The following is a 15,641-nucleotide window of genomic DNA, read 5'->3' on the forward strand; positions in this document are numbered from 1 at the left end:
GTTGTGTAATGTAACAATGTTTGTTTTAAGAGTTTAAAATGAGAAAACAAAGAATAAAGCAAGAAAGAAAAATCCGTCGTAAATTGCGCATCCGTAAAAAGGTTCACGGAACCGCCGAACGCCCACGCCTAAGCGTCTTCCGTAGCCTTACTCATATCTATGCGCAACTTATTAACGACGACGAAGGTAAAACTCTGGTTTCTGCATCCTCGATTGATAAAGAAATTGCTCCCAAAATCAAACCCGAGATGAAGAAATCAGAAGTTGCAAAATTTGTTGGTTCAGAATTAGCCAAACGCGCTCTTGCTGCCGGTATCACCAAAGTTACTTTCGACCGCAATGGTTTCATCTACCACGGTCGTGTAAAGGCACTCGCAGACGGAGCTCGCGACGGCGGTCTTATTTTTTAAGATAAGTTCTAATAGAACTGAGGAGTAGAAGTGTCAAAGATTAAAGCATCAGAATTAGAATTAAGAGACAAATTAGTTTACGTCGGCAGAACCGCTAAGGTTGTTAAAGGCGGACGTCGTTTTAACTTCTCGGCAATTGTAGTTGTCGGCGATGGTAACGGTCATGTCGGCTATGGCTTGGGTAAAGCAAGCGAAGTAGTAGATGCAGTTACGAAAGCTACCGAAGCCGCTAAAAAGAATATTCATAAAGTTCAATTACAGGGAACTACCGTTCCTCACGAAGTAATTGGTAAATTCGGAGCGGCTAAGGTGCTCATCCGCCCAGCTACACCCGGTACAGGCGTTATCGCCGCCGGCGGTGTACGTGCTATTTTGGAACTTGCTGGAGTTCAAGACGTATTAACTAAAAGTCTCGGTTCGTCTAACCCTCACAACTCTATCAAAGCTACTCTCCAAGGCTTGCTCGCTATGGAAAGTGCTGAATCGGTCGCCGCTCGCCGCGGTATCCCGGTCGAAAAAGTTGTGCGCGGTTAGTTCGCTTTTTGCATTGGTTTAATATTAGCGCGTATTTTAAAGGTAGTTAATATGAAAAAATTAAAAATTACTCAAACTCGTAGCATTATTAAGTGCTTGGAAAACCAAAAACGCACTATTAAGGCGCTCGGGTTGGGTCGTCCAAATTATTGTAACATACTCCCCGATAACCCTCAAACTCGTGGGATGATTAATGTTGTTAAGCATTTAGTTAAAGTTGAAGAAGTTTCAGAATAAGAAGTAATAAAATGAAACACATTGGTAACCTAAAAGTAGCCGAAGGCGCTAAACATAAAAAGAAACGTATTGGTCGCGGTCCTGGCTCCGGGCACGGTGGCACTGCTACACGTGGTCATAAAGGACAAAAATCAAGAAGCGGCGCTGTTATCCCTCGTTTCTTCGAAGGCGGGCAAATGCCTCTCAACAGACGCCTACCTAAATTCGGCTTTACAAACAGATTCCGTGTAGAATATCAAGTCGTTAATGTTGGAACGCTCCAAAAATTAATCGATGATAATAAAATTTCGGGCTCTGTCAATTTCGATACCCTTCTGGAATTAGGCATTATCTCGAAAAGCCGCGTTCCACTTAAAATATTAGGTAGTGGAGAACTTCACTCCTCTATCGAAGTCCACGCTCATGCTTTTTCTCAGTCTGCTAAAAATAAGATTGAAAATGCTGGAGGCAAGGCGGTAATCAATGGCTAACTTTGTTAAAACTATACAGAATATTTTCAAAATCGAAGAACTTCGTCAGCGAATTCTTTACACTTTGGGTATTTTAATTGTTATCCGGTTGGGTGCTCACATCACCCTTCCGGGTATCGATGTTCACGCTCTTGCAATTTCTAACCAAGACGCTGCATCAAATACCCTTTTCGGTCTCTTCGATTTGTTTGTCGGTGGTGCGTTCTCGAACGCTGCAATTTTTGCTTTAGGTATTATGCCCTACATCACTTCTTCGATTATCTTCCAGCTTGCCGGGGTGGTTATCCCTGAAATTCAAAAAATGCAAAAGGAAGGCGAAGAAGGACGACGTAAGATTAATCAATATACTCGACTTGGCACTGTCGTTATTTCAGCACTCCAAGGCTGGAGTTTAAGTATTAAACTTGCTTACCAGCAAACTGCTGGCGGTGTGCCTGTCGTTCCTGATAGTGGATTTCTCTTTACTATCTCTACTATCTTCTTACTTACTGCTGGCACTGTCTTTATGATGTGGCTCGGCGAACAAATTACCGAACGCGGTATCGGTAACGGTATCTCGCTTATCATCTTTATCGGTATTATTGCTCGTCTGCCTGCCTCTCTATGGCAAGAATGGCTGCTTATTCAAGCAGGTTCCAGACATTGGCTCGTTGAGATTGTTGTGATTACTATGCTTGTATTTATTATCGCAGCTGTTGTCCTCGTTACTCAAGGTGCCCGCAGAATACCCGTTCAATATGCTAAACGTCAGGTGGGACGCAAAGTTTACGGTGGCACTACCCAGTATATTCCACTTCGTGTAAATACTGCCGGTGTGATGCCGATTATCTTTGCGCAAGCTCTTATGTTTATCCCAAATACTATTCTTAGCTTTTTCCCTGAAAGTAAATTTATCATAACATTAGCTCAACTTTTCCACTATGATTCGTTTGTTTATGCTATACTTTATTTTACTTTGATTGTTCTCTTTACTTATTTCTATACCGCGATTATCTTCAACCCGAAAGATATCGCAGACAATATGAAAAAACAAGGTGGATTTATCCCCGGTATTCGTCCCGGTCAGCATACTGTTGAATATATTGATTCTATTCTTACAAGAATCACTCTTCCCGGCTCGATTTTCCTGGGGTTAATTGCAATTTTGCCAACATTTGTTACAAACATATTTAATCTAAGTATGGGATTTGCTCAGTTCTTCGGCGGCACTTCCCTGCTTATCGTTGTTGGCGTTGCTCTCGACACCTTGCAGCAAATCGAATCTCACTTGCTTATGCGTCATTACGACGGATTTATGAAAAGCGGTAGAATCAGAGGAAGAGTTGGAGCAGGTGGTTTCTAATAATGAATAAAAAAATCAGCAACAATTATCAGGTGAGAGTAAAAATTAACTCCAAAGACGAAATTAGCAAAATTGAAAAAGCTTGCAGAGTTGTTGCTGATACTCTTAGTACTTTGAAAAATTATGTGAAAGTCGGGGTTACTACAAAAGAATTGGATGAAATTGCAGAAGATTGCATCCGCTCTCGTAACGCTCGCCCCGCTTTCAAAGGTTATCAGCCGGATAAAAGCCTGATACCATTTCCCGGCACTATCTGCGCCTCCGTTAATGAAGTAGTTGTTCACGGTATTCCGGGCGACTACAAATTGAAGGAAGGCGATATTATCTCGATAGATTGCGGTGCCGAACTCGATGGTTTCTACGGCGATAGTGCTGTTACTTATCCGGTTGGTAAAATAGAGACTTCGGTTGAACGTCTATTATTAGTTACCGAAGAAGCTCTGTTCCTCGGTATCGATAACGCTATCGAAGGGCAAAAGGTCTATGACATATCAAATGCTGTCCAGCAGCATTGCGAGAAAAACGGATATTCGCTCACTCGCGAGCTCGTTGGTCACGGAATTGGTCGCCGTCTGCACGAAGAGCCTCCAATCCCGAATTTTGTGCCCCCTTTGCTCTATCGTAGCCGGTACCCAAATGTTAAACTTATGAGCGGTATGGCTCTGGCTATTGAACCGATGGTTCATATGGGACGAAAAGAAATAATAACTGCAAGCGACGGATGGACGATTATGACAGCCGACAAAATGCCAGCAGCTCATTTTGAACATACTGTTATTGTTGATAAAAATAAAGCAATTATTCTAACTTTGAGAGATTAACAGGAATATGGGTAAACAAGATTTAATTAAAGTTGATGGTATTATCGAGGAAACATTGCCTAATACTCAATTTATTGTCCGCCTCGAAAACGGACATAAAGTGCTCGCTCATATTTCTGGTAAAATGAGAATGAACTTTATTAAAATTTTGCAAGGCGACAAAGTTACTGTTGAAATTTCTCCTTATGATTTGTCAAAAGGTAGAATTATTTACAGATATAAATAACAAAATATAGAGAGATACAAAATGAAGGTTACTGCATCAGTTAAAAAAAGAAATCCCGACGATAAAATTGTTAAAAGAAAGGGTCGGGTCTATATTATTAACAAAAAAAATCCACGTTTTAAACAAAGACAAGGTTAATAGGAGGGAGACGTGGCACGTATTGCAGGTATTGACTTACCAAAAAACAAAAGAGGCTTTATAGGTTTAACCTATATCTATGGTATTGGTCGCACAACCGCTGAAAAAATTCTTCAGGAAGCGAACGTTGAACCAACTAAAAAAGTTAGCGAGTGGACAGACGACGAAGTTGCACGTCTTCGCCAGGTAATTGATAATTACAAAGTTGAAGGTGCGCTCCGCAGCGAAATCCAAATGAATATTAAACGTTTGATGGATATTGGCTGCTATCGCGGTCTTCGCCATCGTCGTGGCTTGCCTGTTCGCGGTCAACGCACACGCACTAATGCTCGCACTCGCAAAGGTCGCAAAAAGACTGTTGCCGGCAAGAAAAAGGCAACTAAGAAATAATTTGTTTTTGTTAACTATTGTTGAAATAAATACAGGTAGAATCTGTGGCTAAGAAAAGAATTAAGAAAAAGACCGTAACCGATATTCACGGCAAAGCTTTCATCCGCGCTACCTTTAACAACGTTCAGGTAACTATCGCGGATATGTATGGTAACTCGCTTTGCTGGTCATCAGCTGGTAAAAACGGTTTCCGTGGCAGTAAGAAAAATACTCCTTATGCCGCGCAAGTTTCTGCTGAAAAAGCTGCTAAAGAAGCTTACGATATGGGGTTACGCAAAGTTGACGTTGTCGTCAAAGGTCCCGGCTCGGGTCGTGAAGCCGCAATCAGAGCTCTTACTCAGGCTGGATTGGAAATTCATTCTATTATCGATAAAACTCCAATCCCCCATAATGGCTGCCGTCCACCTAAAAGAAGAAGAGTTTAATTTTGTATTTTTATTTTGATTAACTAAATCTGGCGCTAAATTTATGAATATTCAAATGCAAATGCCCGATAGAATTCAGATTGAAGAAACATCCGACTTCCACGGCCGGTTCATTCTTCAACCTCTTGAAATTGGTTATGGTGTTACTCTCGGAAATTCTCTCCGTAGAGTGCTTCTATCTTCCATCCCAGGTTCGGCTATTATTGGTGTTAAAATTAGCGATGTGCTTCACGAATTCCAAACCATTCCCGGCATTAACGAAGACGTCTCTGAAATTATTCTGAACCTTAAAGAAGTTCGTTTCAAACTTCTTGATAAAAAATTAAACAGAATTTATTTCCAGGTTAATGGTCCAGGCGAATGGACTGCTAAAAATATCCAGGACGCTAACCCTCAAATCGAAGTCCTCAACCCCGAACATCATATCGCTACTCTTGCGGATGATGCTTCTTTCGATGTCGAACTTCGTTTGGGTCGCGGCAAAGGTTATGTCCCTGCCGAAGAACATCAAATTGTTGATTTCCCTGTCGGTATGCTTCCTATTGACGCTATTTTTACACCTATTAAAAATGTTATCTTTAGCGTCGAACCTTACCGCGTCGGGCAAAGAACAGACTACGAAAGACTTGTCCTTGATGTTCGTACCGACGGCACAATCTCGGCTCGCGACGCAGTTCACTTCGCTGCTAAAATCATAAGCGACCATATGAAATACTTTATTAACTTCAGCGCTATCGAAGAAGAAATTCCACAGGTCGAAACTGCAGAAGAAGAAGTTAAACTTGCTGAAAAGAACAAACTTCGCAAAATTCTGCTTACCCCTGTCGATGAACTCGAACTCTCTGTTCGTGCTCACAACTGCCTCAAAGCTGCTAATATCAAAACTTTGGGCGAACTTGTGCAACTTCAGGAATCTGAACTCCTCAAGTTCCGTAACTTCGGCAGAAAATCTCTCTCCGAACTTGCAGAAGTTGTTCGCCTCTGTGGTTTAGAATTCGGTATGAATGTTGAAGAATATCTTAAAGAAGAACCTAAAAACGCTATTGATTAATTTTGATTATTGATTAATTTGAGATAGAAAAATGAGACACCTTGTTAAAGGAAGAAAACTAAAGAGAACTGCAAGCCATCGCAAAGCCTTGCTTGCAAATCTTGCTACTTCACTTTTTGAACACAAAAAAATTACCACCACTCTGGCTAAGGCTAAAGAATTGCGTCCTTATGCTGAACACTTAATTACTAAAGCCCGCACTGCTCTTATGCGCGAACGTCAGGGATTGCTTCCCGAAGGGCATACAGTCGATGTTCATAATCGCCGTATTGTTGGTCGCGTTATTCGCAAAAAAGCTGTGCTTCAGGAACTTTTCGACGCTATCGCTCCTGTTGTTGAAAGCCGCAATGGTGGTTATACCCGCATTATCAAACTTGGCACTCGCCGTGGTGATGCTGCTCGGCTTGCGGTGATTGAACTTGTTGATTGGTCTGCTCCGCAGGATGGTGCTTTCAGCACTAAATCAAAGAAAAAGGCTGCTAAAAAAGCTTCTAAACCAGCTTCCAAAAAAGCAGATGAAGCTAAATCTGCTCCTAAAGAAGTTGTTGAAGAAAAACCTGTTGAAACTCTGGTTGCTGAAACTGAAGTTGTCGAAAAAACCGAAGCTCCGGAAGAAATCGCAAATGAAGTTGCTGAAACTTCCGCAAGCGAAGAACCAACTGCAACTGCAGTAGAAACCAACAACGAAGAGCAAGCTTCTGAAAATCCGGAAGCACCTCAAAAAATCTCTTTCGACGATACCGCCGAGCAAGAAGAACAAAAATAATATATCTTCAACGCATTATTTTGCAATAAAGCGTCCCTGTTCTTTAGGACGCTTTTTTTGTTTTATCTGAAATTAAATGAAAAGCAAAAAAAGAAATATTGAAAAAGAACAATTCTTTCAATAATACCACTTATAAAAATAAGAGTGTGGAATTGCTTTACTTCAAACATCTGCAATCAAGCAATAATTTGTTAATGTGCTTACAAATAATAGGATGATAAATAATTAGCGAGCATACTTTGTATGAAAAATTCGGCACGCGAAAACAAAATATCAATCCTTGAAGATACAATCGCAACAATCGATACAATTATTTGCCAATATAGATTTTTCTCAATAGCATAACATTCAATCGAAATGCAAGACGGATACAATTTATTATGCTATCAATTAAATCAAAATAGTTCCGAATTGAGAATGATAAAAAAAAGTAATAAAAAAATGTAATTTTATTCTTTATTAAATGTTATTATTTTTGTAGTAGAATCTAAGCATTTAATTTAACATCTCTTAACATATTTCTAAAAGGAGGATGCTATGTAGTCAATTACAAGTAAATGTTGCCTTTAGCTTTATTTCTTATGTTGTTTGTTCTAAGTTTTTTGTTTACTTAAAAGGAGAAAGTGATTGCCATTTTTTACCTACTTCAAATGACGAATACAGTGATACTACTAATGTAATAAACATTATTCAATGTCAATTCAACTTAAAAAGAAATAACAAAATTAGTCCTATTTCAGTACCAGTTGGAGCAATTAATGTTTCTGAATGTATGCGTTTGTGCGATATCATAAATGAAACAGACTTTCAAGACTTAGAAGAATAATTTATAAGGAGAAACAATATGAAAAGTATGTTGTTGATAAAAAATGCGATTTGTATTTTTCTGCTATTTCTGGGCTTAATCGTTATCAATCAATTCAATGCTTATGCTGTAAAGGAAGCATATGCATATGTCTCTGATAGAGATAATATATATCCAAATGGGAATGGTGTCGATTTCACTGTAAAAAATGGTTATCTTTATGTTCTTCTCGACACAGGAAATGTAGGTGTTCTAAAGTTGTTTAAAATCATCAATGGGTTTAATAACCATAAAGGCAGAGACTATAGGGATGATTTCATAGAGTGGAATGTGTATTTTGGAGATAATAACAACTACTATTTACCTAAAGGTCATTTGCTGTTCAACAAGGGCGAAAATCTAAGATTAGTTCTTCAACAAAGAGAAGACGATTACCATAACAGAATCAGAATAATAGACGTAAATACAGAAGGGCAGGTGATTTTCGAAAAAGAGTTAGGAATAACGTTCGGCAAAGATTTGATAATAGCAGAAAATATGGATATGACGGCAGAGAATTATGGGGAAGTATTTACAGGTATCTACACGGAGAAGTTCGATGGTGAAAAGTCATATGTAAAAGTTGTTCAATTTACTGCTAACGGAGAAATTATTCATAGCACAAATATTAAAGACGATAATTATTCACTTGAAGCTAAACAAATTCAAATCGCTGAAAATGGTGAAATCGCTGTTGTAAGTATTTATAATAAATATAATTGTTTCTGGAATTTTATAGTCAGCACTTTTGATAATAGCTTAAATCCATTAGGAAAATACCATCATCCGAGTATTGATTTAGTCAATAAGATGGTATATATGTGGAGAAGTGTTGATAATTATCAATGGCTGTTTGCAATATATCGCCTGAGGACAGATAATAAGTTAGAATATATGATTTTAAAATTATTTAATGAATTAGGTTCTTTTGAAATCATTGAAGTAGGCGGGTCTTTTAGTTTTGATGTAAGATATGATTATGTTCATTTTACTACAATAATCGAACCTTATCCCAAATATCGTTTTTACTATTATCAGTTAATTCGAAAGAAAAGTTCAGAAACTATTTGTGATATTGATTCCACTTTTTGGATTACTGCGTCCAAATTTATTACTCCAACTGGAAATGAGATTTATTCATCTGAGCCTTCAAATGACTTAACAATTCGTAATATAAAAGCTAAGCAACGTTCAAGAGATAGTGTGTATAATTGTTGTCTGATAAGAAACAAACTCTGTATAGATATTAATTATTTTACATTACCAACTTCTATAGAAAATGATATTAGTTTTCATAACGAAGAACATAGATTTTATTTTTATAATAATGAATTTGCTGACATAAGTTTACCCGATAATTATTATACCGAAGTTACATTATGCTTATATAATGTAATTGGGAATAAAGTAAGTGAATATAAATTAAAAACAGATGATAATTCGATATTGGTTCCTATTAGTAACTTACAGAACGGCATATACTTTTACTATATTCCTGAATTGAATATAAAAGGGAAGTTTGGTGTATCAAGGTAATGTCCACAATATTGACAATGATTTTTGCTTATAATAAAAAAGGGATTATTATGAAAAAGAGTGTTTTTTTATTCATATCTCTATTAATAAATTATTTCTGTTATGCAGATAGTATATTTGAGCCGGTTAGAATAACAAATATTTTTAAATCAGATAGTTATAATTTTAAAAATTCATATGTATCAAATTTATTGGTTAAAGATGAATATTTTTACTTATTAATTGATTCTTCGGAGAATGGAAATTTAAGTTTATACAAAATTGAGAAAAATGCTTATAGTAATTCATATTTAGACGATTATATAAAATGGAAACTAAATATTAATTCGAACCAAATGGGTTTCTTAAAAGAAAATACAAAAATGAAATACTTAGAAGGCGATATTATTAGATTAGCAATAAAAGAAAAAATAAATGATGAAAAATGTAACATAAAAATTTATGATATAAATACAAATGGTCAAATAATAAAACAAAAATTGATAAATGTTGATTTCGGTATAGATTTGATATTCGATTTTGCCGGTCAAGATACATTAATTGGTGCTTACACAGTTTTCAATGAGAATAATTCATATATAAAAATTGATAAATTTACTATCGACGATCAGATTATAATTGAAAGAAACATTACTTTCAATAGTACCAATCCATCTCTTCATCAACTAATTTTAAATAAGAAAAATGAAGTAGGTATATCAGTTGCTACAGAGAATAATAAATGCTATTGGAATTTTGAATCTGTTTTATTAGATACTAATTTGAATACTATCTATTCTTACACATTTAAAAGTGTTCTCCATAAAAATCTACTAATTGTATATGGATATTTTGATTTATTTGGTTATTTACGTACAGCCGGTTCCGACTATGGAGCAGCAAGAGATAATGGTTTCATTGTAATTGATTCATTAACCCGTCCCATGTTTATTAATAAAGGTTATTATGGACAATTTTATTTCAACAAGTTTATGTTTTTAAATGAAGACTTTTTTGTTAAATTTTCTGAAAGAAAAATATTCGACTATTTTAAAGACTGGTGTTCAATCGAATCATCTATTAACCAGATTTTTGTTGATATTGGGACAGTTTTACAAACGGTTGATGAGAGCAGAACTTACGAAATAAAAGGCAGTAATTCAACGCAATTCAATAGAATTGATTTCGTATATGAGTATGACAAATATCTTTATTATTTGGCTGGATATTTTGGTAACAATCTTGAAATATATGAGATAAGTTTGCAAGATACTTTGACAAGCATTAATGATGATAACATTGTTGAAAATAACAATCAATATTTCTTCTTTCAAGATAATGCCTTAATAAATATAAAAGTAAATAAATTGCCCGCACCGAATGAAACAATATATTGCGAAATTTTCAACGTAAATAGCATAAAAGTTAAGAGTTCACATTTCAATATCATTGATAGTAAGATTAGCATCGATATTACCGATTTGCAGAGTGGTATTTATTTCTACTATATCCCCAAATTAAATATTAGAGGTAAATTTGGAATATTAAGATGATTTTTGTTGTTTTTTACATTTGAAATTATTACATTCAAAATAGATCCGCTACATCAATTTATGTTAATATTTTGTTTCACATCAATGTGTTACAAATATTAGCGATTGTAAGAGATTTTGCGAAATTGACATTAAATATCCTCAAGATTAATCTAAAGGGAGGAAATATGAAAACCGGTATTCTTAAATCAATTATTATAATTATATTTTTTTGTTTTAACTTTAATTTATTAGTATCTGATGACTATCTGTTAAAATACACTCGCGATCCTTTTGAGGAAAATTTCTGGATAAAGTGGCCATACAAAAATGCCTATGTAACCGATAGAGATAATTATTTGCCAAATGGTTATGCTTCAAACTTCACAGTTAAGGATGGTTATCTTTATATTTTGATAGATACTGGTAATGTCGGTATACTTAAACTATTTAAAATTATTGATGGAACTGAAAACCATAAAGGCAGAGACTATAGGGATGATTTCATAGAGTGGAATGTGTGTTTTGGAGATAATAACAACTACTATTTACCTAAAGGTCATTTGCTGTTCAACAAGGGCGAAAATCTAAGATTAGTTCTTCAACAAAGAGAAGACGATTACCATAACAGAATCAGAATAATAGACGTAAATACAGAAGGGCAGGTGATTTTCGAAAAAGAGTTAGGAATAACGTTCGGCAAAGATTTGATAATAGCAGAAAATATGGATATGACGGCAGAGAATTATGGGGAAGTATTTACAGGTATCTACACAGAGAAGTTCGATGGTGAAAAGTCATATGTAAAAGTTGTTCAATTTACTGCTAACGGAGAAATCATTCATAGCACAAATATTAAAGACGATAATTATTCACTTGAAGCTAAACAAATTCAAATCGCTGAAAATGGTGAAATCGCTGTATTAACCTTGTATAATAAAATAGATTGCCATTATAATTTTATAATTAGTGTGTTTGATTCAAATCTTCATGAAATATGCAGATTATCTGATTCTGTTAATAAATTACTTCAGGATGCTGTTCATATGTGGCGAAGTGCTGAAAATTTTTGGACTATTGTAGCAAAATTGAAAAATAGTTCACCGGAACGTCTTTACAAGGTGAACATTGAACTTAATCAATTAGAGATATTACCAACGCACACAGCACAATGGGGAGAAGTACCTGATTGGAGAAAATACAGTTTTATTTATGAACCACGACCATCATTTAGAATTTATTTTTATCGAAATATGTTTTTGGGCGATAATCTGTGTGAAAACAACAACAATTTTTTTAATTCTGCCGTAACTCATTTAGAACCTATTAGAGGAAGTTCAACAATTAAATGTTTGGATTGCGATGAATTGTTTCTGAAACAAAAGCTTATGCCTAATGAAATGTTTTATAATCTAACATTAATGTGCAATCAAAATAACAGACTTACTCTACAAAAGTATATAATAAACCTTCCGACATCAGTTAGAGAGAACAACACAGTATTAAATACAAATATCTCAAAATATTTCAGTGGTGATTATTCAACTATAAGTTTACCCGATAATTATTATACCGATGTTACATTATGCTTATATAATGTAATTGGGAATAAAGTAAGTGAATATAAATTAAAAACAGATGATAATTCAATATTGGTTCCTATTAGTAACTTGCAGAACGGCATATACTTTTACTATATTCCTGAATTGAATATAAAAGGGAAGTTTGGTGTATCAAGGTAAATTCCTCAATCTTCACATTAATTATTATTATTAAAAAATCAATGTTTTTGTGTGAACCTTCGGAAGGCTGTTTATTCATCCGATGACTTGAAGTCATCGGATGAGTTTTTTAAATGGGCTCCACCTCATAGGTGGAACCCATTTATTGCTTTTGCTATTCAAATTTTGTGCTAATCAACTATGTTATAAATACACAACTTCCACATCATCGTGCTGATATCTGTTATTTAGTCCATATTCTGCTTTAAAATTCCCGGCATTGATTTCTTTCTTTAATTCATTAGCTATGTTCTTATTTACTCGCTCACCATTATTATGAAATGGTTCGTGATACAAATGTATTGGAAATTCAAACAGTCCTGTGTTGGCACCGTTTAGTCCCTTCATATATAATCGCTTGCCGAGATTGTCATCTTCGTTTCCCCAACCAATAAACCGCTCATCATATCCATTCACTTCAAAATAATCCTTTCTTAATATAGCGCTAAACCCACCTCGTAATTTTGGTGCTTTTCTTTTGCTTCTCTTCCTCAGCCTGTTTGTAGCGGAATAAAATTTATCCTCAATATATTGTCTGATTATTTTGAACCTTTGCTTAAAAGTAATTATTCTAAAATCAAAAGTCTCTACCTCGTTTAATGTCAGTAGATTTGTTTGCTCTTTAGTTAGTCTTACCGGATAATTGCTAATAAAATAATTATTATTTTTCAGTAAAAAATCAACTGTTGTTTTCAAATAATTTTTTGTTACAATAACATCTGAATCAAAAAAAACAAGAATATCTCCCTCGCTTATAGCCACTCCGTTATTTCTGCTGCGTCCGGCACGAAAACCTTTGTGCTCTTGCCTTACATATTTAATCTTTATTTCAGTATTCTTTGAAATACTTTTCAGAAAGCCTAAAATGTCCTCACTTGAACCATCATCGCATATTATTATTTCATCAGGTTTCAGGCTCTGATTAAAAATGCTCGATAGGCATTTTTCCAGATATGCCAATCTATTGAAGACTGTTACTATTATCGATATTTTCATAGTCTCTCTATTATTAGTTAATTACAAATATACAATCTTTATACAAAATAATCATAAAGATTGAGCTAAACCAAATACTTCAATAAAATACAATAATCATGCTTAATATTATTTATCTATATTTTTATTAATTTTGATGCAAATAAATAGATAAATTCTTATGAAAATACTTCTTGTCGAAGACGAAAAAGATTTAGCAAAATCTATTGTGCAGTATATTGCAAAAGAAAATTACAAAATAGATGTTGCTTTTGATTATAGTGAAGCTGAAGATCTGATTCTTACTCATAGCTACGAATGTGCTCTGATTGATTTAATGCTACCGGACGGTTCAGGATTTGAACTTCTCAAAATACTAAAAAAGGTGCAACCAGAATGTGGTATAATTATTATCACTGCCAAAAACACACTCGATGATAAAATTCTTGGCTTCGATATCGGAGCTGATGATTATCTTACAAAACCTTTTCACCTTGCTGAACTCAACGCACGACTTAAATCGCTTATCAGACGAAAAAATTTTAAAGGCACTAACGAAATAATCATTAATGAAATTACTATCGATCCTAACAAAAGAGAAGTCAAAATAAACGATAAAATAATCGACCTTACCAAAAGAGAATACGATATTTTGTTGTTTTTAGTAACTAACAAAGAACGGGTTCTAACGAAAGAAACAATTGTAGAGCACGTCTGGGGCGAAGATTCTAATATTTTCAATAATTTTGATTTCGTCTATACTCATATTAAAAATTTGCGAAAAAAATTAATTGAAAATGGGTGCTCCGATTATATTCATTCTGTTTATGGTATTGGTTATAAATTTTCCTTAAATATAAAAAATGAATCTTTTAAGTAAAATAAACAAGTATTTTATAATTAATTCTATTCTGTTATTTGTTTTCATTTATCTTATTTTGTTTTTCATAATCGATAGGTCGATTAGAAAAGAAGCAGACCAACAATTAAAAAACATCTCAAAGAAAGTTGTTAATGAATTGAAACAGGGTGGAGCCGTCGATTATCCTCCATTTATTGTTATCAACAAAGCCGACACAATTCCAAACAGAATTCCTTTTTACGAGGACGTTTATATAAAATTTTACGATACCGAAGAAGATGAACCTTTTCGCCAGCTAACCACCTACGCCAATATTAAAGGTCAGGAATACGAAATCATAGCCCGCACTTCTATGCAGGAAAAAAATGAATTGTTCTTAGATATAGCACTTGTCATTTTTATTGGAATTCTTTTGCTTCTATTTACTTTTTATTTAATTAACAAAAGAGTTTCGCGATACGTCCTTTCAGATTTTTATGATACAATCAACAAAATTGAACAGTTCTCTATTTCTGACCCAAAAAACCTGAATCTGAAAAAATCAGATATAATAGAGTTCGAAAAGCTTAACAATGCTCTTTCGTTTCTTGCCGAAAAAGCTAAAAAAGAATACCGGATTTTACGGGAATTCACTGAAGAACTAAACCACGAAATTCAAACTCCAATTTCTGTCATCAAATCAAAAATCGAGTTACTTCTTCAAAGCACCCAGCTTACAGCCGATAATTATTATTTTCTGGACGCTATTCTCAAAAATCTGAACAAATTAGAAAAAATCAATAAATCTATTCTGCTACTAAATAAACTTGAAAACACAGACGTTTTCGAAGTTTCAGAAGTCGATATGAATATTGAAATAAATAATGTTATAAAAAACTTCGAAAGTTTCGGTCAATTTAGAAATTTAAGTATAGAGTTTATTAACGATTCTCCAAATAACTGCAACATTGAAATTAATCAGTCGCTATTTGGTATTCTGATTAGTAACCTTATCAGCAATGCCATTAAGTATAGTTATGAAAACTCTTCAATCAAGATATATTTTGCCAGAAAGGAGCAATACTTGGTTCTCTCTATTAGTAATTATTGCGATAAACCCAAAAGTTTAGATAAATTTTTCGATAGATTTTACAAAGAATCAGATACTTACGAATCTATTGGGTTGGGGCTTGCAATTGTTAAGAAAATTTGCACCATCTACAATATTAAAATCAAAAATTACTATGATAATAATATCTACACTGTTGAATTATCCTTTATTCCCAAAAATAGTTGATATCTTCAGAAAATCTTCAGAATTTGACCGTAATTTTGTATTGTAA

At 34.4% G+C, this 15,641-nt stretch carries 19 protein-coding genes; 18 read left to right on the forward strand and 1 reads right to left on the reverse strand.

The genetic code is table 11. The annotated features are described in order from the left end of the window. Positions 1–38: 38 nt before the first annotated feature. The 16 genes from rplR (at position 39) to ACY2LT_RS08330 (ending at position 12,443) form a co-directional block, all read left to right on the forward strand. Entirely contained in the window at positions 39–410 is a 372-nt protein-coding gene (gene rplR / locus ACY2LT_RS08255; RefSeq protein WP_491815073.1) for a 50S ribosomal protein L18, read from the forward strand. 30 nt (positions 411–440) lie between these two features. Further along, positions 441–944: a 30S ribosomal protein S5 gene (rpsE, locus tag ACY2LT_RS08260; protein ID WP_491815074.1), complete on the forward strand. Its 504-nt coding sequence runs from the start codon at positions 441–443 to the stop codon at positions 942–944. A 51-nt stretch (positions 945–995) separates the two neighbouring features. Further along, positions 996–1,181, forward strand: coding sequence for a 50S ribosomal protein L30 (rpmD, locus tag ACY2LT_RS08265; protein WP_491815076.1), 186 nt, complete (start codon positions 996–998; stop codon positions 1,179–1,181). An 11-nt stretch (positions 1,182–1,192) separates the two neighbouring features. Continuing rightward, complete coding sequence (gene rplO, locus ACY2LT_RS08270) at positions 1,193–1,651, forward strand: 50S ribosomal protein L15 (RefSeq protein ID WP_491815077.1); 459 nt, start codon at positions 1,193–1,195, stop codon at positions 1,649–1,651. Beyond that, positions 1,644–2,993, forward strand: coding sequence for a preprotein translocase subunit SecY (gene secY, locus ACY2LT_RS08275; RefSeq protein WP_491815078.1), 1,350 nt, complete (start codon positions 1,644–1,646; stop codon positions 2,991–2,993). The genes rplO and secY overlap by 8 nt, the downstream gene beginning before the upstream one ends. Positions 2,994–2,995: 2 nt before the next feature. Beyond that, a complete protein-coding gene (gene map, locus ACY2LT_RS08280) occupies positions 2,996–3,814 on the forward strand; it encodes a type I methionyl aminopeptidase (RefSeq protein ID WP_491815080.1) in 819 nt (272 codons plus the stop codon). A gap of 7 nt (positions 3,815–3,821) precedes the next feature. After that, positions 3,822–4,040 carry a translation initiation factor IF-1 gene (gene infA, locus ACY2LT_RS08285; RefSeq protein ID WP_491815081.1) on the forward strand — a complete coding sequence of 73 codons (219 nt, stop codon included), beginning with the start codon at positions 3,822–3,824 and terminating at the stop codon, positions 4,038–4,040. A gap of 21 nt (positions 4,041–4,061) precedes the next feature. Continuing rightward, positions 4,062–4,178, forward strand: coding sequence for a type B 50S ribosomal protein L36 (gene ykgO / locus ACY2LT_RS08290; RefSeq protein ID WP_491815082.1), 117 nt, complete (start codon positions 4,062–4,064; stop codon positions 4,176–4,178). Positions 4,179–4,190: 12 nt separating this feature from the next. Further along, positions 4,191–4,568: a 30S ribosomal protein S13 gene (rpsM, locus tag ACY2LT_RS08295; RefSeq protein WP_491815083.1), complete on the forward strand. Its 378-nt coding sequence runs from the start codon at positions 4,191–4,193 to the stop codon at positions 4,566–4,568. A 44-nt stretch (positions 4,569–4,612) separates the two neighbouring features. Continuing rightward, complete coding sequence (gene rpsK / locus ACY2LT_RS08300) at positions 4,613–4,993, forward strand: 30S ribosomal protein S11 (protein WP_491815084.1); 381 nt, start codon at positions 4,613–4,615, stop codon at positions 4,991–4,993. Between the two features lie 43 nt (positions 4,994–5,036). Next, positions 5,037–6,044, forward strand: a complete 1,008-nt coding sequence (locus ACY2LT_RS08305) for a DNA-directed RNA polymerase subunit alpha (RefSeq protein WP_491815085.1) — start codon at positions 5,037–5,039, stop codon at positions 6,042–6,044. Positions 6,045–6,075: 31 nt separating this feature from the next. Then, positions 6,076–6,810, forward strand: coding sequence for a 50S ribosomal protein L17 (gene rplQ / locus ACY2LT_RS08310; RefSeq protein ID WP_491815086.1), 735 nt, complete (start codon positions 6,076–6,078; stop codon positions 6,808–6,810). A 532-nt stretch (positions 6,811–7,342) separates the two neighbouring features. Next, a complete protein-coding gene (locus ACY2LT_RS08315) occupies positions 7,343–7,636 on the forward strand; it encodes a hypothetical protein (RefSeq protein WP_491815087.1) in 294 nt (97 codons plus the stop codon). Positions 7,637–7,654: 18 nt separating this feature from the next. After that, positions 7,655–9,190: a T9SS type A sorting domain-containing protein gene (locus ACY2LT_RS08320; RefSeq protein ID WP_491815088.1), complete on the forward strand. Its 1,536-nt coding sequence runs from the start codon at positions 7,655–7,657 to the stop codon at positions 9,188–9,190. 50 nt (positions 9,191–9,240) lie between these two features. Then, entirely contained in the window at positions 9,241–10,722 is a 1,482-nt protein-coding gene (locus ACY2LT_RS08325) for a T9SS type A sorting domain-containing protein (protein WP_491815089.1), read from the forward strand. Positions 10,723–10,889: 167 nt separating this feature from the next. Next, positions 10,890–12,443 (forward strand): T9SS type A sorting domain-containing protein, encoded by a 1,554-nt coding sequence (locus ACY2LT_RS08330; protein ID WP_491815090.1) that lies wholly within the window; start codon positions 10,890–10,892, stop codon positions 12,441–12,443. Between the two features lie 183 nt (positions 12,444–12,626). Here ACY2LT_RS08330 and ACY2LT_RS08335 read toward each other — a convergent pair whose 3' ends face one another. After that, positions 12,627–13,478, reverse strand: coding sequence for a glycosyltransferase (locus ACY2LT_RS08335; protein ID WP_491815091.1), 852 nt, complete (start codon positions 13,476–13,478; stop codon positions 12,627–12,629). Positions 13,479–13,638: 160 nt separating this feature from the next. Here ACY2LT_RS08335 and ACY2LT_RS08340 point away from each other — a divergent pair, with 160 nt between their 5' ends. Together ACY2LT_RS08340 and ACY2LT_RS08345 are read left to right on the forward strand one after the other, a co-directional pair. Next, a complete protein-coding gene (locus ACY2LT_RS08340; RefSeq protein ID WP_491815092.1) occupies positions 13,639–14,337 on the forward strand; it encodes a response regulator transcription factor in 699 nt (232 codons plus the stop codon). Next, complete coding sequence (locus ACY2LT_RS08345) at positions 14,321–15,595, forward strand: sensor histidine kinase (protein WP_491815093.1); 1,275 nt, start codon at positions 14,321–14,323, stop codon at positions 15,593–15,595. Before ACY2LT_RS08340 ends, ACY2LT_RS08345 begins: the two co-directional genes overlap by 17 nt. The last annotated feature ends 46 nt before the right edge of the window (positions 15,596–15,641 follow it).

This window comes from Eximiradius proteiniborus (genome assembly GCF_058546985.1).